Here is a 19447-nt window from a genome sequence, read left to right as displayed (position 1 = left end):
AGTTTCGCAGCAAAGGGAAAACGGGCATGGGCAATCGCCATGCATCCATCTGTTCGTGCAGTAGCGAAATGCGTGGCGATGTGCGCAGTGATTGCTCTGCAAGACAACGGAAGTCGAAGAGTCTCCGCACATCGCCCCGGTAACGAGAATTGTTGCGAAGTCACGCGTTGACGAACAGGAGGACATCGAATGTCGGAAGCGACAGAAGTGGGCAGTGCGCCAAGCAGTGCTCCAAACAGTGCCCAAGGCAGTGATGCGACCGGCGATGCATGCTGCACGAGTGATTCGCACGGCTACATCACCGCCAAGGGCGACTACCTGGCGCGTCTGCGTCGCATAGAAGGTCAAGCTCGCGGCCTGCAGCGCATGGTCGACGAGGACAAGTACTGTATCGACATCCTGACGCAGGTGTCGGCGATGACCAAGGGCCTCCAGGCGGTGGCCATGGGCCTGCTCGAGGACCACATCGGCCACTGCGTCGTCAAAGCCGCTGTTGCCGGTGGGCCCGAGGCGGACGCGAAGATCAAAGAAGCGAACGACGCGATTGCGCGATTGGTCCGCTCATAGAATTGTGATGAACATTGATACCTTGGTGCGCATGTTCAGTATCGAGATCCGTCGTACATTCGCTGTGAGGCAGGGGCTTCCGGCACCGGTGCGGGACGCGAAGAACTTGCCGCCGCTGATGCCTGCCGAGGGATTTCGCGTGACGATGCGAGTGGCGTTCTCGTTCGAGGACGACCAACTCGGAGAACGTGGATGGTTTGTCGACACGGACGCTCTGGACGAGTCCGTCATTCGAGAACGTTGCGATGTGGGCTTTCACTGAACTTGCGTCCAGCATTCCTCAGCTGACCTACGTCGAACTCGACAACGAGACGATCGGTGTGGCAACGAGATACGTCAGATCACAAGGATCTGACGTATCTCGTTGACGCACCGCCTTCGGTCGACCGGCCTACTGGTAGAGGCGCAACGCAGAACCGATGAAGGTCTTACCGAATGCGAGTCCGGCCTTGTTGAAGTAGAAGCTCAAGACCGTATCTGCAAAGGGGACTGCGGACACCGTTTTGGTGATCTGTGATTCGGCGTCTGCCCACTCCGCGCACGCTGCTTCGCCGGTCAAACCGGAGGCCTTGGCAACGGCTGCTTCGTAGGCGGGGTTGTTGATCGAAGAGAAGTTCTTACCTGCTGCCGGAGCAGGACCGGAGAAGAACGGGACGAACCCGCTGGGAACCGAATTGTTGATCTGGATCCACGCGATGTCCCACTGGTTGTTGTCCTTGCCACTGAGCATGACGTCGACAACCTTGGTCTGGTCGGCTCCTGTCACCTCGACGGTCGCACCGAGGTCGGACCATGCCGACTGGGTGAGCTCGGCTGCCGCGCTGCGCGCATCTTCGCCGGCAGCGTAGAAGAGGCGGAGGGTCAGCGGCTTTCCGTCCTTGCTTCGTTTGCCGTCGGAGCCGGCGGTCCAACCTGCAGCGTCCAGTGTTGCCTTTGCTGCGCTGAGGTCGAAGTCCGGAATGTTGCCTGCGACAGAGTCGTACACACAGGCTCGGGGCTCGACGGAGACAAGACTTGTTGCACGGGTGCCCTGGCCGCCGGTGATGACTTCAGCGAGATCGTCGAGATTGACAGCCTGGACGAGAGCTTTTCGAACGGCGGGATCACTGGTCGGATTGTCCGCAATCTGATTGAAGTACATCTGACCGGCGGGAAGTGGGCGCTGGACCGAGTCGAAATTGGCGGCATCGATGCGATCCTTGTCCGGACCGGCGATCGGAGATGCGCTCAGTTCGCCTGAGAGAAGCTGGTTTGCTGCGGTGCTGACATTGGGTGCCATGACAGCAATGACTGTCTTGGGGACACCCGGTGTGTCGGAGGTGGTGTCGTCGGGCCCCCAGCTGTAACCGTCACGACGCTCGAACGTGTAGTGGTCATTGGCCGAGACTTCGGTGACTTCGAACATGCCGGAGCCCAGCGACTTGTTGTTCGAGGCGGTCGGATCTTCGAGTCCGGCATCGCACATGATCGGGAGGCGACTGATGGTGAGGAGGAGGAACGGGGTCGGCGCCGGAGTGGTTACCGTGATGGTGCGGGTGGCGAGATCGGCAGTGGCCGAAGCGCCGATGGGAACTGTGGTGCCGCGTTGTTGTGAACCCTTGGCTGGATCGGCTACGAAGTTGATGTTGTTCGCGACGGTCTGTGCAGTCAGCGTCGACCCGTCGGTACAGGTCACGCCTTCACGAATGGTGAAGGACGCGGAGGTCGGCGTTTCTTCCCACTTCTCGGCCAACCATGGTTTGAATTCACTGGTTTCAGGATCCTGGTAGACCAGGGAGTCGTACGCCAGCTTCGAAATTTCCGCGGTTGCCGCAGAGCCGGACATGATCGGGTTGAGTGCACCCGGATCGCCTTGCAACGCGTACCGGAAGGTTCCGTCAGTCAGAGGCTCACCGCCGCCGGAGCCCGAGGACGTGCCTCCCGAGCTGCAAGCCGACAATACGAGCGCGAGCCCTGCGGTCGCGGCAAGCGTCGAATAGGAGCGGTGTTTCATTGTGCCTCCGTGAAGGAGCCGGGGCCCGGGAGTGAATCGTGAGGGCGCAGTCGAGTGTGACCGCTAAATCTTGGCGCAGGCCGTGACGGGCATCTCGGTCGATCCTCACGAAAATCGGGCGGATTTTTGTTCGATTTCACGAAGGTTGGAGTTCTGGTTCAGTTCACGGGGAGTCGAGGTCACTTCGTCGTGGCCACCCGGTCTCCGTGAGCACGGTTGCTGGAACTGACCTCAACGGGGAGGTGGGGCCGAGACCGTGGAGGTCTGCGTCGTCGTCGATTTCGGACCAGAATTCGTCCGCCGAAACATCAAGGCCGAGAACGATCCACGGCGGTCCGGCTTCTTGGAACGCGTACGAGACGGTTCCGGTACGCGGAACTGTCGTATCGAACAGTCGGTCTCCGACGGGATAGCCCTGCTGCTCGCCGACCAAAGTCAAGGTAGTCGGTTCGAAGGATGCATCGCGCAGAATCTTCTCGACTGCGCGGTCGAAGCTCTGCCGGACGCTGAACTCTTCGTCCGAGTTCGAACCGGTGAACTCGGGGAAATGCGCACAACACAAAGCGTATGGGCCTGCTGAGTTGCAGTAGAGACGAAACACGGGAAATCCACCGGCCACGACGTGACGTTAGCAGGGCGTCGAAATGAAGAAATTGCTGTTTCAGCAAAGATGGTTGCGTGAGTTGTGGAAGGTCGTTCATCCTGGGTGCATGAGCCACGAACGCCACAATCACCACGAAAACTCTGAAACCACCGAGAATCCGTACGCCAAGGCGGACGCACAGTTCTGGAACTCGCTGTACGAGGAACGCCCCGCACGCTGGAGCGGAAATCCCAACCCACAGTTGATTGCCGAAGCCTCCGACCTGGAACCGGGCACGGCACTCGACGTCGGTTGCGGCGAAGGTGCCGACGCTTTGTGGTTGGCGCGTCGCGGGTGGAAGGTCACCGGCACCGACATCTCGTCGGTTGCGCTCAGCCGCGCCCAGGCTCACGTCGAGGGCGAAGGCGTCGACATCGAATGGCTGGAAGCCGACCTGACGAAGTGGGATCCGCAGGGGCGCTCGTTCGATCTGGTGTCCGCGCAGTTCTTCCACATGCTCGAACCCGCGCGCGGGGAATTGTTCCGTGCTCTCGGAGATCTGGTCGCGCCCGGCGGGCATTTGCTGATCGTGGGCCACTCACCTCACGAGTCGCCGACCGAGCACCATCGGGCCATGCTCCATACACCCGAATACGTGGAGTCGCTGTTCACCGATGGTTGGAAGGTGTTGGTCTCGGAGTCGCGGGAACGTGATCTTCCCGCGAACCCCGAGATGCATCACACGACGGATACCGTTGTGCTGCTTCAGCGATTGAGTGCGAGTACCGACAGCAACTCGTAAGCGACGTGAGCCGCTGCGATACCGGTGATCTCGGCGTGGTCGTACGCCGGCGCTACCTCGACGATGTCGGCGCCGACCACGTTGAGTCCCACCAACCCACGCAGTGTGTTCAACAATTCGCGAGAGGTCATGCCGCCCGCTTCGGGTGTTCCGGTGCCCGGAGCGTGGGCGGGATCGAGTACGTCGATGTCGACGGAGACGTACACCGGGCCACCGTCGAGGCGCTTACGCATGCGCTCGACGATGCTGGCGACGCCGTCGACCTCGTAGTCGTCACTGCGGATCACCTGGAAACCGAGGACGCGGTCGTCTTCGAGGTCTTTCTCGCTGTAGAGCGGTCCACGGATGCCGATGTGCTGCGAGCGCTCCATGTCGATCAGGCCCTCTTCGCTGGCGCGGCGGAAGGGGGTGCCGTGGGTGAAAGGCTGACCGAAGTAGGTGTCCCAGGTGTCGAGATGAGCGTCGAAGTGCAGGACGGCGATCGGGCCGTGATCGCGGGCCAGTGAGCGCAGGATCGGCAGTGCGATGGTGTGGTCGCCGCCGAGCGTGAGCACGGAGGACCCGTCGGCGCGCAGGTCGGTAACGGCGGACTGAACCGTCGTGAGAGCTTCCTGGATGTCGAAGGGGTTGACGCCGATATCGCCGAAATCGGCTACCTGCTGGTTGGCGAAGGGCGAGACCTTCAGCGCCGGGTTGTACGGACGCAGCAGCTTCGACGCAGCGCGGATGTGGCCCGGACCGAACCGGGCACCGGGGCGGTAGCTGACACCCGAATCGAAGGGGATGCCGAGGATCGTCACGTCGGCGCGCGAGACCTCGTCCAGGCGCGGGAGACGCGCAAAGGTGGTCGGCTCGGCGTAGCGGGGGACGCGCGTGGCGTCGACGGGTCCGATGAACGATCCGGGGTTGTTGGTAGCCATGTGCAGAGGTCCCTGCTCTCGATTCGGCGCACACCGGGCGCCCTTCAGTGATGTAGCTCTCTGAGCAAGTATGGTTTCTTCAAGAGGCTCGGTTGTCAACCCCTGTTTCCTGAAAGGGACACGGCGGTCGTGAAGGAGTGGGTTCAGTGGCCAAGGCGAAGGAAGCGGTCGAGCCGGTCGGACCGCGCATCGGGGCGAGGCTCAAGGCGGCACGTCAATCGAAGCGGTTGACCCTCGACGACCTGGCCGAGGCCTGTGGTGTGACCAAGGGGTATCTCTCGAAACTCGAGCGCGATCACGTCAACGCGTCGGTGGCGACCCTGATAAAGGTGTGCGCGGTGCTCGAGATCCCCGTCGGATCCCTGTTCGAGAATGCGTCCGCCGGTGAAGTGGTCCGCGCCGACGCCATGCCGCAAATCAGCTTCGGTGGCGAAAAGATGACGGAGTACCTGCTCACGCCTACCAACGAGCGTCGAATTCAGGTGCTGCTCGGCGAGCTGGAACCAGGCGGCGGAAGTGGTCGGGAGTTCTACAGTCTGCCGATCGACGTGAACTTCGTGCACGTGCTCGAGGGCGGCTTGCGGGTCTCGTTCGAGGGCGGTCGGACGGATCCGAACGGTGAGGCCGTCGATGCCGAAGACGTCGTACTTGCGGCGGGCGATTCCTTCACATTCACGCCGACGCACAACCATAGTTTTCAGGCCGAAGGCTCGGTTCCGGCGAAGGTTCTGTGGGTCTTGAATCCGGCATTGCCGGAAGGGCCCCGCGCGTCGTCTTCGTGAGACTCGAATCCGTGAATGTTGATTCTTAGGAAACAAGAGTTGACATGATTGGCGGCACCCGTCACGCTGGTAGTTGTCCCCGTCACACACACCGTCGAAAATTGGCGTCACGGAACTCCTGAAGGAGCGCACCATGCATGTCGATTCAGTTCGAGTTGGCCTGTTCCAAGGTCCGCTCACCACCCCGGACACCTTTGCGTCGGTGGAGTTCAATCTCGCTGCAATCGACACTGCTGCCCGCGAGGCTGCGGCATCCGGTGCGAAGATCCTGCTGACGCCGGAGATGTCCGCAACCGGCTACGACATCGGTGAACTGGTGTCGCTACGCGCGGAGCCGGCCGACGGCCCTATCTTCGATTCCGTCGCCGAGATTGCTCGAAGTGCCGGCATCGCAGTCGTCTACGGCTACCCCGAACTCGACGGGGGAGACGTCTACAACAGCGTGCAGGTGGTGGACCGCGATGGCACTTCGCTTGCGCACTACCGCAAGACGCATCTGTTCGGCACGCTCGACCGTGAGCACTTTCGGCCAGGTGAGACCTTGGTGGTCGGGTTCGATTTCGAGGGTATCCGCTGCGGATTGTTGATCTGCTACGACGTGGAGTTTCCCGAAGCGGTTCGGGCACACGCCGACGCCGGTACAGAATGGCTCATCGTGCCGACAGGCTTGATGACTCCTTACGAACACATTGCGCAGCAAGTGGTTCCGGCCCGCGCATACGAGAGTCAGATGTTCGTCACCTACGTTAATCGCTGCGGTGCCGAAACCGAGCTGACCTACTGCGGTCTCTCGTGCGCCATCGCGCCCGACGGTGCCGAGTTGGCGAGGGCCGGCGGCGACCAGGAATTGCTCTTCGCGGACATCGCCGCCGCCACCGTCGCGCAATCGCGCACTCTCAATACACATCTCGACGATCGACGCCTCGATCTGTATCCAGACCTTCCTGTCACGACTGTCTCCAAGGAGAACCGTAGATGACCATCCCAGTAGCTCCGGACAGTTCCTCGGAACCCGGCAAGCAGCCGCCCCTCACGATGTTCGGACCGGATTTTCCGTTCCCGTACGACGACTACGTTTCCAGTCCGGCGGGACTCGGCTCGGTGCCCGATCTGGCACTGGGTACCGAAGTTGCCGTGATCGGTGGCGGACTCTCCGGCATGATCGCGGCCTACGAGTTGCTCAAGATCGGTCTCAAACCGATTGTCTACGAAGCTGATCAGATCGGTGGCCGGATGCGGTCGGTCGAGTTCGACGGGCACCCCGGGGTTGTCGCCGAGATGGGCGCAATGCGTTTCCCACCGTCGTCGACAACGTTGTTCCACTACCTGAACGAACTGGGTCTGCAGACCGAAGAGTTCCCCAATCCCCTTGCCGAGGTCACGCCGAGCACCGTCATCGATCTCAAGGGCGAGAGCCACTACGCGCACACTCTCGAGGATCTGCCGCCGATCTACACCGAGGTGGCGCAGGCCTGGCAGCGCACTCTCGAAGAGCATGCCGATCTGATTCCGTTGCAGCAGGCCATTCGTGACCGCGACACCGCAGAAATCAAGCGGATCTGGAACGACCTCGTGGTGCGCTACGACGACCAGACGTTCTACGGATTCCTCGCCGCGTCGAAGCACTTCAAGTCCTTCCACATGCGGGAAGTGTTCGGACAGGTCGGATTCGGTACGGGCGGTTGGGATACCGACTACCCCAACTCGATCCTCGAAATCCTTCGTGTGGTCATCACGGCCGCCGACGACGACCACCGCGGCATCGTCGGTGGATCGCAGCAGCTGCCGATGCGGTTGTGGAACCGCGCCCCGGCGCACATGGCGCATTGGCCTGCCGGTACTACGGTCGCTTCGCTCAACGACGGTGAGACGCGTCCCCGCGTCACCGAACTCCGGCGTACCGAGCCCGGCAACATCACGGTGACGGACTCCGAAGGTTTCATTCGCACGTATGCGAGTGCCGTTGTGACAGTGCAGAGTTGGATGCTGCTGAACAATATCAGGTGTGACGACGATCTGTTCCCGATCGACCACTGGACTGCGATCGAGCGAACTCACTACATGGGTTCGACCAAGGTCTTCGTTCTCGTCGACCGCCCGTTCTGGAAGGACAAGGACCCCGTGACCGGCCGTGATTCGGTGTCGATGACACTGACCGACCGTATGAGTCGCGGCACCTACCTGCTGGATCAAGGCGAGGGCAAGCCAGGCCTGATCTGCTTGTCGTACACCTGGTCGGACGATTCGCTGAAGCTGCTGGCGCTCGACGCCACCGAGCGCATGAACATCATGCTGCGCTCTCTCGAAGAGATCTACCCCGGCGTTGACTTCCGCAGCCACATCATCTCGAGCCCGGTGACGCTGTCGTGGGAAACCGAGCGCGACTTCATGGGCGCATTCAAGGCGAACCTTCCGGGACACTACCGCTACCAGGAGCGCCTGTTCTCCCACTTCGTGCAGAATGATCTCGAACCGCGTCATCGGGGAATCTTCCTCGCCGGTGACGACGTGTCGTGGACCGCCGGCTGGGCTGAGGGCGCGATCCAGACCGCGATCAACGCGGTATGGGGCGTCGTCAACCATCTCGGCGGCGCTGCGCCTGCCGAGAATCCCGGACCCGGCGACGTGTTCGAGGAGCTTGCTCCGATCAGGTTGGGCGACTGAGCTCACCGCAACTGCCGAAATGTCGTGCCCGATGGGGGTTGGTACTCCTATCGGGCACGACCTCTTTCCGGTGATCCACGCAACACTGGAAAGTGTTCGGATCCAATAATTTCCAGGAGGGTGTTCAATGGCGAGCACATCATCGGCGACCAAGACCGCAGCTGCAGAATCGAGACCGGCAGGCGGTGATCGATCCGGTGACCCGGCGCTCGAACTGGTCGCCGAATTGGCAGCAGCGGGCCAGCGACTCGTCTTCCGTCAGGGCGACGACTTGAACAGCGATGCCCTGAGCAGTGACGATCTGACCTGTGTGGTGCTGTGGCCGTCCGGAGAGCCCTCCCTCTCCGATCTGTGCGAGAACTTCGAGTCCCTCGGACTCCGAGTTTCGACGCACCGCCCCCTTCCGACCGTTCTGGGTTCGGCGCACTACTTCACCTTCGAGCCGAGCACCTTCGACGGCAGTGCGCTGGAGAAGATGGCGGACGCCTTCGAAGCCGTCATCGCCGGACAGACCCGGATGGACGCATTCTCCAGTCTGATCGGACGAGCAGACATCACGTGGCGCGACGCAGAGTTGCTGCGCGCTGCGTGCCGTTTCCTCGCTCAGGCTCGTATCGGGTTGTCCGAGAGCTACATCGTCGGAGTGTTGGCAGCGAAGCCACTCTTCGTACGGCAGGCAATCGAACTCTTCACTGCGCGTTTCGATCCCGCCGTAGCAGGATTGCGGGAGACAGCAGTGGCCACCGCGGCGGCGGCCATCGACGAATCAGTCGACGGTGCAGACACTCTCGACGAGGATCGCGTCTTGCGCGGCGTTCGTTCGTTCCTGCAGGCGACTCTGCGCACCAACTGGTACCTGCGTGGAAAGTCCGGCGACCCGCTGCCGTACGCGTCGTTCAAGATCGACTCGCAGTTGCTCTCCACCCCGCAGAAGACCGTTCCCTTCCGCGAGATCTACGTCAGCGCACCCAATGTCGAAGGCGTTCATCTGCGTAGTTCCTCCGTCGCCCGTGGCGGCCTGCGTTGGTCGGATCGATACGAGGACTACCGCACCGAGGCCCTGAGCCTCATGAAGACCCAGAGCGTGAAGAATTCCCCGATCGTTCCTTCGGGTGCCAAGGGCGCGTTCGTGGTTCGGGGCACGTCGTCACCAACCCCGGCGCAGGTGCAGGAGTCGTACAGCACCTTCATTCGCGGCTTGCTGGACGTGGTGGACAACATCGTCGACGGCGCTGCGGTACACCCGGCAGAAGTAATCGAGTACGACGGTGAAGACTCCTATCTCGTCGTGGCAGCAGACAAGGGGACCGCACGGTTCTCGGACGTCGCGAACGGCATCGCCGTCGAGCGTGGTTTCTGGCTCGGCGACGCCTTTGCTTCCGGCGGTTCGGCCGGATACGACCACAAGGCGATGGGCATCACCGCTCGCGGCGCCTGGGTAGCGGTACGACGCCACTTCGCCGAGCGTGACCTCGACGTCGACACCGATCCGTTCACCGTCGCGGGCATCGGTGACATGTCCGGCGACGTGTTCGGCAACGGAATGTTGCTCTCGCACAAGATCCGTTTGGTCGCGGCATTCGATCACCGCCACATCTTCATCGACCCGAACCCCGACACCGAGACGAGCTTTGCCGAACGCGCTCGCCTCTTCACCGTGCCGCGCTCGTCCTGGGACGACTTCGATCGCACCGTGATGTCGCCGGGCGGTGGCGTCTGGCCGCGGAGCGCGAAGTCGATCCGCCTTCCGCTCGAGGCGCGTGCGGCCCTCGGAATCACCGAGGAGAACTTGACCCCGCAGGAACTGATCCGAGCGGTCCTGTGTGCTCCGGTGGACCTGTTGTGGAACGGCGGCGTCGGTACCTACGTGAAAGCGTCGACCGAAAGCAACGTCGACGCGGCCGATCCGTCCAACGACGCAGTTCGCGTCAGCGCTGACGAGTTGCGTGCAACCGTGGTGGGTGAGGGCGGCAACCTGGGTTTCACCCAACGTGCCCGCATCGAATATGCCGCTGGCGGAGGACGAATCAACGCCGACTTCATCGACAACGCGGCAGGCGTGGCTACCTCGGACCGTGAGGTCAACATCAAGATCGCACTCGCAGAGTTGGACGCGACCTCGCGCAATGAACTACTTGCGGCGGCCCAGGACGAGGTAGCCGCATCGGTACTCGAGGCCAGCGAAGATCAGACCCTCGCGATCAGCCTGGCCGAGCACCGCGCTCCCGCCCTACTCGATCAGCACGAACGGTTGATCGAGAACCTCGTCTCGGCGGGCGCCATGAAGCGACTGGAAGAATCTCTGCCCGACGCCAAGGCGCTGGCGGTCAGGGCGCGTGCCGGGCAGGGTCTCCTGCGGCCGGAACTTGCTGTGCTGGTGGCGCAGTCGAAGAACGTACTGACTGCGGAACTGGGCGCATCGACGGTCCCGGACAATCAGATCTTCGCCGATCGTCTCCCGCAGTACTTCCCGCTCTCCGTCGTCGAGGCCGCACCGGACGCAGTCCGCGCACATCGGTTGGGCCGCGACATCATCATCACCTCGGTGGTCGACGAACTGGTCAACCGCGTCGGCCCCGGCGTGCTGTTCCGGCTCGAGGAACACCTCGGAGTTCGCAGTCCGGAAGCGGCTCTGGCCTACGCCGTAGTCAGCGAAGTGCTTGGAACGGAGGACCTTCGACGTGAAATCCTGAACTCCGATCTCAGTGCCACCGAACAGCTGAAGGCTCTCGATCGCTTGCAGCAGCTGTTGGAATCCGAAATGAGCTGGGTGTTGCGCCGCCCGGGTGCTGCCGGCCGGTTCACCGTGAACCCGCGCGCCGACATCGATCGGTGGGCAGCCCCGGTGCGGGAACTCACCGACGGTTTGTCGGCAAGCGAGCGCATCGAGGCGTCTTTCGGAGCACTCGCCCTGGCAGACATTGCACTGCAGGAGAATACGACGGCCGCGGCCGCAGCCGCGATCTATCGGGAACTCTCCGACGCTCTCGACCTGGGCGATGTTCTCGGGGGCGTCGACGTTGCCGTCGGTGCCTCGCATTGGGAGGTCATGGGCAGCGCTGCCGTCCACGCCAGGTTGACGGCGCGTTTCGCAGACCTCGTGTCCGGTGCGCTCGGTGAAGGTATTCCGGAGGTCGTCGAGTTGTGGACCGCCGCCAATCCGCAAGCGGTGCGACGGTTCACGGCTTTGATGTCGAGCGTGAGCCGCAGTGGAGCGCTGGACACCGCCCGTCTCTGCACGGTCGACGCCGAACTCGAACTACTCGTCCGCGGTGCGTCGAGCTTCGCTTCGGTGCACGCGGAGGAGGGTTCAGCGGCCCTCCCAGGCGAGTAGCGATAGCAGCAGTTCGGCTCTGACCCTGGCCTGTCCGAGGTCGCATTGCAGCAGTTCCTCGATGCGTGCGATGCGACCTCGGAGGGTGTGCCGATGAACACCGAGTTCGGCTGCGGCCGATTCCCATTGGCCGTTTGCCTCGAGATAGGCGCGCAAAGACGCGGCCAGTGCGGTTCCGTGTGCCTGGTCGTGTTCCGTCAACACCGGGATGGTGTCCGCAGCCATGGCGATCAATGCCTCACGGGCAGACTCGGATGCCAGAATCGTCGAACCACTCAGAGCGTCGAACTCGAGAATGCGCGCCGTAGCCGTCGTGAGGTTGGCCGCGGCGCGGGCCTGGACGAGTGCGCGGGGTGCGTCGAGAAGACGGTGAGGGGTGCTGATTCCGGCACGCACCGTCTTCGCCTCGGTGGGGGAGAGCTGCGCCAGTAGTGTTTTGGCAGTGTCGATTGTGTCGGTTCCGCGAAGGAGGACGGTCAGCGAACCGTCCTCGGATTGCGCGAACAATGGCCGGCCTGCTCGCGCGAGAGCGTTGTCGAGTTCGCGAAGAACGGGGCCGAGTCCGGATCCGCGAACGTGGACGACACGGACGTTGCCGTGCGTGTCGCTCGCTTCGTCCAAGTACGACGGCACACCGTCCTCGGGGATTCGGCCGTCGAGTAAGAGCCCGAAAGCCATGGCGTTGAGTCGAGTTCGCTCGGCCCGTAGTCGAACCGGTTTCTCGAGTTCGAGAGTGAGCAGCGAGACCGCATGCCCGAGCAACACTCTGTCGATATTGCTCAGGGGCCCGGCGCCCGCCATGGCGAGGTAGCCGTGCCAACTGTCGGTGACGCCGACGGGGGACAGTGTCAGCGTCCGTTCGGGTGTGCTCTGCGAGATCGACGCCGGAGCGTTGGGATCGCGGGTGGTGGCCGCGACCGCGCGAACCTCGGTGATCAACGACTTCTGGTTTGCCGGATGCACCGCGGTGATCCGATCACCGACAAACGCCACCGAAGTTTTTGTGGCCGTGGCTAGTTCACGCACGATCGCCGACACGCCACCGCGCAGTGCAACGCGGGTGATGCGCGTCTGTACTTCTGCCGCGCGGAGTACCGATTCGTATTCCTGCTGGCTCAGACGGGTCATCACCGCGCGCGTGACTGCCGCGAACGGGGTCGTGAACGGCACTTCCAGCAGGGGGAGTCCGCGGCTGCGGGCGGCGGCAATCAGGTCTGTGGGCACACTCTCGTGGGAAAGGCCGGTCCCGAAACCCAGAGCCGATACTTCTGCGGCGGCCAGACGGTCGATGTACTCGCTGTAGTCGGTGGCGTCCGCGCCCACCAGTGCCAACCCGGTGGTGAGCACCAATTCGCCGCCGGAAAGCCACGGGGTGGGGTCCGTCAGCTCTGTGGCCTGCGCAAACGTGACGGGGTGGGTGGCAGCTGCTCGGTCGGTGAGCAGAGCCAGCGAGAGGTGTTTCTGGCGCAAGAGCCACGAGATCGGAACCGTCACCTGATCAAGGCTAGCTGTCGTTGCCGATATGGAGTAGCCCTGGAGCTCCGGGTATCCATTTCGGCAGTGCTTGCGACGCTTCGCGCGTCGCATACTCGAATGCAATACACAACCGAGAGGGTGGTCACATGAGTGCAATCGAATACCGGCTTCCGCAGGAGCGTCGCATCGTCACGGAGTTCCCGGGCCCGCGCTCGGCTGCGCTCGCCGAACGCCGTAAGAAGGTCGTCGGCGCCGGCGTCGCATCCACCCTCCCGGTCTACGTCGCCGACGCAGACGGCGGAGTCATCGTCGACGTCGACGGCAACTCGCTGATCGACCTCGGTGCCGGTATCGCGGTGACCAGCGTCGGCGCCTCCAACCCGGCCGTCGTGTCCGCAGTTCAGGATCAGGTCGCGCACTTCACCCACACCTGTTTCATGGTCGCTCCGTACGAGGGCTACGTCGAGGTCGCCGAGCGTCTCGCCGAGCTCACCCCCGGTGACCACGAGAAGCGTTCCGTGCTGTTCAACTCCGGCGCAGAAGCCGTCGAGAACGCCGTCAAGATCGCCCGTCACGCAACCGGTCGCGACGCAGTCGTCGTCTTCGACCACGCGTACCACGGCCGCACCAACCTCACGATGGCACTGACCTCGAAGTCCATGCCGTACAAGAGCGGTTTCGGTCCGTTCGCCCCCGAGGTCTACCGCGTCCCGATGTCCTACCCGTACCGCGAGGGCCTCAACGTCGACGGCTCCAAGATCACCGGTGAGCAGGCCGCACAACGCGCCATCACGATGATCGAGAAGCAGGTCGGTGCTGCCAACACGGCCGCCATCCTCATCGAGCCCATTCAGGGCGAGGGCGGATTCATCGTTCCCGCAGAAGGATTCCTCCCGACGCTCGTCGCGTGGGCCAAGGAGAACGGCGTCGTCTTCATCGCCGACGAGGTTCAGGCAGGCTTCGCTCGTACCGGCGCCTGGTTCGCCAGCGATCACGAGGGCATCGTCCCCGACCTGGTCACGCTCGCCAAGGGCATCGCCGGCGGCATGCCGCTCGCCGCTGTCACGGGCCGCGCCGAGCTCATCGACGCTGTCCACCCCGGCGGCCTCGGTGGCACCTATGGCGGTAACCCCGTCGCCTGCGCCGCTGCATTGGCGTCCATCGACCAGATGCGTGAGCTCGACCTCTGTGGCCGCGCACGCACCATCGAGTCGACCGTCGTCGGCCGAATGAACGCACTGGCAAAGGAACTCGACGTCATCGGTGACGTTCGCGGTCGCGGCGCGATGCTCGCCATCGAGCTGGTCAAGCCCGGTGGGCAGGAGCCGGACGCCGACATCACCAAGAAGATCGCCGCCGAATGCCTCGCTGCCGGCGTCGTGATCCTCACCTGCGGTACCTACGGCAACGTCATCCGTCTGCTCCCGCCGCTGGTCATCTCCGAAGAGCTGCTCGACGACGCGTTGACCGTCCTCGAGACCGCTATTCGCACTGCAGCACAGGGGAACTGACATGTCCAACGTCTCGGATCTTCTCGACTCGGTACCCAAGGGTCTCTGGCTCGGCGGCAAGCTCGTCCCGGCCGAGAAGACCTTTGCGGTCTACAACCCGGCAACGGGTGAGGAACTCGCCCAGGTAGCCGACGCCACCGCTGCCGACGGTATCCGTGCGCTCGACCTCGCCGCTGCGGCGCAGGAAGACTGGGCGGCCACTCCGGCACGTGTACGCGGCGAGATTCTGCGCACCGCCTTCGAATTGCTGCACGCCCGCGCCGAGGACTTCGCGCTGATGATGACCCTGGAAATGGGTAAGTCGTTGGCAGAGAGCCGCGGTGAGGTCAACTACGGCGGCGAATTCCTGCGCTGGTTCAGCGAGGAAGCAGTACGCATCGGCGGACGTTACACGCAGGCTCCGGCCGGCAACGGTCGCATCCTGGTCACCAAGGAAGCCGTCGGACCGGTCCTCGCGATCACCCCGTGGAACTTCCCGCTCGCCATGGGCACACGCAAGATCGGACCGGCGCTGGCTGCCGGTTGCACCATCATCGTCAAGCCCGCCGAGGACACGCCGCTGACCATGCAGCTCCTCGGTCAGGTGTTCGCCGATGCCGGTCTGCCCGACGGTGTGCTCTCGATCCTCCCGACGTCCGACGCGGCCTCCATCAGTGGACCGCTGATGGAAGATGCGCGTCTGCGTAAGGTCACCTTCACCGGCTCCACTGGCGTCGGAAAGTTGTTGGTGCGCAATGCTGCTGACAAGCTGCTCCGCACGTCGATGGAACTCGGTGGCAATGCACCGTTCATCGTCTTCGACGACGCCGACATCGACGCAGCTGTCGACGGCGCAATGCTCGCGAAGATGCGTAACGGCGGCGAGGCCTGCACCGCGGCCAACCGCATCTACGTCGCCAACTCGGTGCGCGAGGAGTTCACCGACAAGTTCACCGCCAAGGTTGCGGCCTTGAAGGTGGGCGCCGGTGACGCCGAGGGCACCAACATCGGACCGCTGATCAACACCAAGCAGCTCGCAACCGTCACCGGACTCGTCGACGACGCGGTGTCCAAGGGCGCTCGCGTTCGCACCGGTGGATCGGCACCCGAAGGAGCCGGCTTCTTCTTCACCCCGACCGTTCTGGATCAGGTGCCCGCCGACGCGCGCCTGCTGAAGGAAGAGATCTTCGGACCCGTTGCGGCAGTGGTCGGTTTCGACACCGAAGACGAAGCGATCGCGGCTGCGAACAACACCGAATACGGCCTCGTGGCGTACTTCTACACCCGCGACATCGACCGTGCGATGCGCGTCTCGGCCAAGCTGGACACCGGCATGGTGGGCGTCAACCGCGGCGCGATCTCCGATGCTGCGGCGCCGTTCGGTGGCGTCAAGGAATCGGGCTTCGGCCGTGAAGGCGGAACCGAGGGTATCGACGAGTATCTCGATACCAAGTACGTAGCGCTCTAACTTGCTGTGCGCCTTTATTAACCGCGGGCGGTTAATAAAGGCGCACAGTTGTCTATTGACCTAACGGAGTCGGGCGGTAGTACTTGCCCTCGTGGTAGAGCAGCGGCGCGGCAGCGGATTCGTCGTCTTCTTCGGCGTGAACCCGCGTGACGAGTCCGATGACCAGCGTGTGGTCGCCGACAGGGATCAGCTGGTCGACCTTGACGCGCATCCAGCTGGGGGTGCCGTGCAGCACCGGTTCCCCGGTGTCGAGCACTGCCCACAGTGACTCGTCTGCAAAACGCTGATCGGCACTACGCGCAAAGCGCTGGGCCAGATGCTGCTGATGTTCGCCGAGAAGGTGGATCACCAAGGACTCGGCTGCCTTGAGTGCATTGATGCTCGACGACGTCTCCGCGATGTTGAACGAGACGAGCGGCGGCTCGAGGGAGACGGACGAGAACGAGGTGGCGGTGAAACCCACCGGGCCGGTACCCGAATCGAGGGTCACGACGGTGACACCGGCGGGGTGGCGGCGAAGCGCAGCGCGGTAGTCACCGGCGCAGATGCCGGTGGACAACTCGGGCGTCGCCGCTACTTCGGGGACGTCGGGGGTGGTGTGGCTGGAAACGGCATTCGGCTTGTCAGACAACGGGAACTCTCCGGCTGGAACTCGAGGTGTGCGGTGTGGTCGAGGTGACTGCGCTCGGCATACACAGACATGCGTCGGTGCGGCACAGATCTACGTGCCGTCGACGCCAGTGGTTGCCGGCCGGGGTCCTGGTTGCAGTGCACATGGTGCGTCCAACTATAGGTGGACGCACGTCTGAGTGGTTTCGGACCGGGCTGGCTGAAGTGCTTCAGTCCATGTCGACGGCGAGGCCGGCGGTGATTCGGAGGAGTTCGGAGTACGTCGTGCGAAAGACCGTGTTGGGGTGCCCGGCGGCTGCCCACAACTCGGGGTACTGCTCGAGGGCGGTATCGATGTACGTCGGCAGGTTGGTGGGATGCCCGAGCGGAGCGACCCCACCGATCGGCTGGCCCGTCGCCGACTTCGCCATCTCCAGCGGCGCCCGCGTGAGCTTGCCTTCGAGGCGTTCGCCGGTGGCCTTCAGATTCACCTGATGCGCGCCGGAGACCAGCAGCAGGACCGGATCGTCGTCGAGAAGGAACACCAGTGACTTGGTGATCGCGCCTACCTCCACCCCGACGGCCGCCGCTGCCTCGGCCGCGGTGTGCGTGGCGTCGGGCTGCGTGACGATGACGCCGTGGTGACCCCGCGAGATCAGTGTTTCGGCGACGTGCGAGGCGTTGGGGTGGAGGAGGCTCGTCATGAGTTCAGACTAGGACTAGTCGGCGTTCGCCACAGCTGGAGTCGGCGTCGTGTCGGTGGACTTTCGGTTACGACGGATCGTGAAGCCGAACAGCATGACCGCACCGATCAGCGCGTAAAGGAACAGCGTCAGAGCAGGCTGGCCGACGCCGACGTTGTTGAAGTAGACGATGCTCCGGACGCCTTCGGTGCCGGCGCCGGGTGTGATCCACCGGCCGATGGCGGCGTAGAACGAGGGAATCACGTTGGAGCCGAATGCGCCTCCCGCACTGGGATTGCCGAGGATCACGAAGACGGCGATAGCCAGCGGGACTGCCAGAACGCCGATGGCGGCGCGCAATCCGAGTGTGAACATGGCGGTGCCGAACACCACGGCTGTTCCCAGGATCCAGAGCGGGAACCAGTGGCCCGCGAAAGTTCCGAGTACGTGTGAGGTGATGAGGGCGCCGAGGGCTCCCGAGATGATCGAGTAGATCGCGATCACGCCCGTGTGTGCGCTTGCCTGGCGGAGAGTCTTCGGCGCACCGATGAACAGTCCGATGGCTGCCGCAAGGAGATAGCCGCCGACGACCCAGCCGACCGAGAGGTAGAAGCCGGAGAGGCCGCGGTTGTCGTGGGCTCCGACGGGGATCTCGTCGCGGACGACGAACTGTCGGTCCTGTGTCGCCTCGACCTTCGTGAACACCGCTTCGAGCGACGTCGCGATGGAGCTGCCTCCCGCGCTCGCGGTGATCAGGGTGTCCGGTCCGGCCGGGTTGATGACAAACGCGCCCTGGATCTCGCGGTCGTTGATCATGCGGCGAGCGGTCGCCGTGCTGTCGACCACCTGAGCGTCGAGCGGGCTGCCGTCGATGGCGTTGAGTTTGTCGGCGATCTGCTGATCCATGCCGTCCGGTGTGCCCTGATCGGCGATGACCGCGATTTCGATGTCTCGCGGAGTCGGCTGATGGAAGGCGGCGACGTAGCTGAGGATGAAGCCCATCTGCAGCAGGAGCACGCCGACGAACAGCGCGGCCATCACCTTGGGCGCGCCGTATTTCACGAGCAGATTGTCGTGGTGGTGTTCGTCGTGGGTGGAGCTGTTGTCTGGTGCGTCGTGTGCCGGATGCGTAGTGGTCACGAAAGAGTCCTGATCTTGTCGAAAGTAAAGAGCTTGTCAATACCCGAGGTATTGAATACTCTAGGTATCGTGACTGAATCTCGTCAACCGGACTGGACGCCGGTAACCCGCCCCGGACGTGACGTGGTGCGGCAAAGACTGCTCGACGCTGCGGCGGAAGAGTTTGCGGAGCGCGGATTCAGTGCTGCACGTCTCACTGAAGTTGCCCGCCGCGCGGGCTTCACCAAGGGGGCTGTCTACTCCAACTTCGAGTCGAAACAAGATCTGTTCGCCGAACTGTTCGCGCAACGGTCTCTCGAACTGGCCGGCCGTGTGCTTGCCGAGATCGCCGGGATGAACCCGGCCGACGCGGCGGGCAAAGGTGGCGAGGCCATTGCAACATGGATGGTCGACGACCCGGGGTGGTCACTGCTCGTCCTCGAATTCGGAGTGCTCGCCGGACGTGATCCGCAGATCGCTCAGGCGTACTTACGTGAGCGTCGCCACTTGCGCAGTCAACTCGTGGAGTTGATCGGTGAACGTGCCCGTGAATGGGGAGTGGACGATTCCTTCGATGTGCGGACCACTGCAATCTCGTTGATGGCGTTGATATCCGGGCTCGTTCTCGAACACTCCGTGGATCCGGAAGAGGTTGATCAGAGCGTCATGGGTGCCGCCGTGACGGCACTCTTCGCCGGCGCCGTCGCACGGGCAGGATTGCCCGCCGTCTGAGTTGCTCGGTTGACAGGCAACAGATTTGAGAACTACCCTCTGGGTGCAGTACCTCGTTAGGTGAGGCTTCTGCACGAACACAGGCCACTGATCTCACGACGTCGAGAGACGCCCAAGGTTAGGACAGATCTCCCCGGCTTAAGGGGTGATCCAAAGTGGCTTCCCGGTCTTGATCGGGACACGTCGTGCAGTGCCAAAACTCGGACGTGGAGGTGTTTTCGCAGC

At 63.2% G+C, this 19447-nt stretch carries 17 protein-coding genes and 1 riboswitch; of the genes, 10 read left to right on the top strand and 7 right to left on the bottom strand.

All coding sequences use genetic code 11. The features are described from left to right. Positions 1-189: 189 nt before the first annotated feature. Complete coding sequence (locus G4D79_RS02305) at positions 190-567, top strand: metal-sensitive transcriptional regulator (protein WP_020906032.1); 378 nt, start codon at positions 190-192, stop codon at positions 565-567. Between the two features lie 7 nt (positions 568-574). Continuing rightward, positions 575-829 (top strand): hypothetical protein, encoded by a 255-nt coding sequence (locus G4D79_RS02300; protein ID WP_235867822.1) that lies wholly within the window; start codon positions 575-577, stop codon positions 827-829. Between the two features lie 129 nt (positions 830-958). On the opposite strand, the gene G4D79_RS02295 is transcribed toward G4D79_RS02300, so the two are convergent. Next, complete coding sequence (locus tag G4D79_RS02295; protein ID WP_003941166.1) at positions 959-2560, bottom strand: ABC transporter substrate-binding protein; 1602 nt, start codon at positions 2558-2560, stop codon at positions 959-961. A gap of 163 nt (positions 2561-2723) precedes the next feature. After that, complete coding sequence (locus tag G4D79_RS02290) at positions 2724-3179, bottom strand: hypothetical protein (RefSeq protein WP_235867821.1); 456 nt, start codon at positions 3177-3179, stop codon at positions 2724-2726. Between the two features lie 91 nt (positions 3180-3270). On the opposite strand from G4D79_RS02290, the gene G4D79_RS02285 reads away from it, so the two are divergent. After that, on the top strand, positions 3271-3945 hold the full coding sequence (locus G4D79_RS02285; RefSeq protein ID WP_099697797.1) for a bifunctional 2-polyprenyl-6-hydroxyphenol methylase/3-demethylubiquinol 3-O-methyltransferase UbiG: 675 nt from the start codon (positions 3271-3273) through the stop codon (positions 3943-3945). Here the strand turns inward: G4D79_RS02285 and speB are convergent. Continuing rightward, the gene (gene speB / locus G4D79_RS02280) at positions 3909-4865 is read right to left on the bottom strand and encodes an agmatinase (protein ID WP_003941134.1); all 957 of its coding nucleotides are present in this window, start codon (positions 4863-4865) and stop codon (positions 3909-3911) included. The genes G4D79_RS02285 and speB overlap by 37 nt on opposite strands. A 146-nt stretch (positions 4866-5011) precedes the next feature. Here speB and G4D79_RS02275 point away from each other — a divergent pair, with 146 nt between their 5' ends. The 4 genes from G4D79_RS02275 (at position 5012) to G4D79_RS02260 (ending at position 11645) form a co-directional block, all read left to right on the top strand. Further along, on the top strand, positions 5012-5647 hold the full coding sequence (locus G4D79_RS02275; RefSeq protein ID WP_083291611.1) for a helix-turn-helix domain-containing protein: 636 nt from the start codon (positions 5012-5014) through the stop codon (positions 5645-5647). Between the two features lie 133 nt (positions 5648-5780). Continuing rightward, complete coding sequence (locus tag G4D79_RS02270; protein WP_054827723.1) at positions 5781-6626, top strand: carbon-nitrogen hydrolase family protein; 846 nt, start codon at positions 5781-5783, stop codon at positions 6624-6626. Further along, complete coding sequence (locus tag G4D79_RS02265) at positions 6623-8311, top strand: NAD(P)/FAD-dependent oxidoreductase (protein ID WP_007727084.1); 1689 nt, start codon at positions 6623-6625, stop codon at positions 8309-8311. Before G4D79_RS02270 ends, G4D79_RS02265 begins: the two co-directional genes overlap by 4 nt. Before the next feature lie 127 nt (positions 8312-8438). Continuing rightward, positions 8439-11645 (top strand): NAD-glutamate dehydrogenase domain-containing protein, encoded by a 3207-nt coding sequence (locus G4D79_RS02260; RefSeq protein WP_099697776.1) that lies wholly within the window; start codon positions 8439-8441, stop codon positions 11643-11645. On the opposite strand, the gene G4D79_RS02255 is transcribed toward G4D79_RS02260, so the two are convergent. Further along, positions 11622-13139 carry a PucR family transcriptional regulator gene (locus G4D79_RS02255; protein WP_064111427.1) on the bottom strand — a complete coding sequence of 506 codons (1518 nt, stop codon included), beginning with the start codon at positions 13137-13139 and terminating at the stop codon, positions 11622-11624. The two genes, G4D79_RS02260 and G4D79_RS02255, sit on opposite strands and share 24 nt — an antisense overlap. Positions 13140-13267: 128 nt before the next feature. Here G4D79_RS02255 and gabT point away from each other — a divergent pair, with 128 nt between their 5' ends. Then, entirely contained in the window at positions 13268-14632 is a 1365-nt protein-coding gene (gabT, locus tag G4D79_RS02250; RefSeq protein WP_007727077.1) for a 4-aminobutyrate--2-oxoglutarate transaminase, read from the top strand. A gap of 1 nt (position 14633) precedes the next feature. Beyond that, positions 14634-16079 (top strand): NAD-dependent succinate-semialdehyde dehydrogenase, encoded by a 1446-nt coding sequence (locus tag G4D79_RS02245; protein WP_099697775.1) that lies wholly within the window; start codon positions 14634-14636, stop codon positions 16077-16079. A gap of 52 nt (positions 16080-16131) precedes the next feature. Here G4D79_RS02245 and dszD read toward each other — a convergent pair whose 3' ends face one another. The 3 genes from dszD to G4D79_RS02230 form a co-directional block, all read right to left on the bottom strand. Beyond that, on the bottom strand, positions 16132-16710 hold the full coding sequence (dszD, locus tag G4D79_RS02240; RefSeq protein WP_003941189.1) for an NADH:FMN oxidoreductase DszD: 579 nt from the start codon (positions 16708-16710) through the stop codon (positions 16132-16134). A 208-nt stretch (positions 16711-16918) separates the two neighbouring features. Then, positions 16919-17392 carry a YbaK/EbsC family protein gene (locus G4D79_RS02235; protein ID WP_003941167.1) on the bottom strand — a complete coding sequence of 158 codons (474 nt, stop codon included), beginning with the start codon at positions 17390-17392 and terminating at the stop codon, positions 16919-16921. 15 nt (positions 17393-17407) lie between these two features. Beyond that, a complete protein-coding gene (locus tag G4D79_RS02230; protein WP_099697774.1) occupies positions 17408-18511 on the bottom strand; it encodes a hypothetical protein in 1104 nt (367 codons plus the stop codon). 126 nt (positions 18512-18637) lie between these two features. Here G4D79_RS02230 and G4D79_RS02225 point away from each other — a divergent pair, with 126 nt between their 5' ends. After that, positions 18638-19222: a TetR/AcrR family transcriptional regulator gene (locus G4D79_RS02225; RefSeq protein ID WP_029254386.1), complete on the top strand. Its 585-nt coding sequence runs from the start codon at positions 18638-18640 to the stop codon at positions 19220-19222. A gap of 45 nt (positions 19223-19267) precedes the next feature. Continuing rightward, a riboswitch (M-box (ykoK) riboswitch) is annotated at positions 19268-19441 on the top strand. The last annotated feature ends 6 nt before the right edge of the window (positions 19442-19447 follow it).

The organism is Rhodococcus sp. WY5 (genome assembly GCF_018588185.1).
GTDB classification, from domain to species: Bacteria; Actinomycetota; Actinomycetes; order Mycobacteriales; family Mycobacteriaceae; genus Rhodococcus_F; species Rhodococcus_F qingshengii.
The sequence above is the reverse complement of the archived record's forward strand: the minus strand, read 5'-3'. Positions and strand labels throughout refer to the sequence as shown.

Coding starts and splice junctions, on each gene's coding strand:
- G4D79_RS02305 (WP_020906032.1), top strand. CDS start 190: ATGTCGGAAGCGACAGAAGTGGGCAGTGCGCCAAGCAGTGCTCCAAAC.
- G4D79_RS02300 (WP_235867822.1), top strand. CDS start 575: ATGAACATTGATACCTTGGTGCGCATGTTCAGTATCGAGATCCGTCGT.
- G4D79_RS02295 (WP_003941166.1), bottom strand. CDS start 2,560: ATGAAACACCGCTCCTATTCGACGCTTGCCGCGACCGCAGGGCTCGCG.
- G4D79_RS02285 (WP_099697797.1), top strand. CDS start 3,271: ATGAGCCACGAACGCCACAATCACCACGAAAACTCTGAAACCACCGAG.
- speB (WP_003941134.1), bottom strand. CDS start 4,865: ATGGCTACCAACAACCCCGGATCGTTCATCGGACCCGTCGACGCCACG.
- G4D79_RS02270 (WP_054827723.1), top strand. CDS start 5,781: ATGCATGTCGATTCAGTTCGAGTTGGCCTGTTCCAAGGTCCGCTCACC.
- G4D79_RS02265 (WP_007727084.1), top strand. CDS start 6,623: ATGACCATCCCAGTAGCTCCGGACAGTTCCTCGGAACCCGGCAAGCAG.
- G4D79_RS02260 (WP_099697776.1), top strand. CDS start 8,439: ATGGCGAGCACATCATCGGCGACCAAGACCGCAGCTGCAGAATCGAGA.
- gabT (WP_007727077.1), top strand. CDS start 13,268: ATGAGTGCAATCGAATACCGGCTTCCGCAGGAGCGTCGCATCGTCACG.
- G4D79_RS02245 (WP_099697775.1), top strand. CDS start 14,634: ATGTCCAACGTCTCGGATCTTCTCGACTCGGTACCCAAGGGTCTCTGG.
- G4D79_RS02235 (WP_003941167.1), bottom strand. CDS start 17,392: ATGACGAGCCTCCTCCACCCCAACGCCTCGCACGTCGCCGAAACACTG.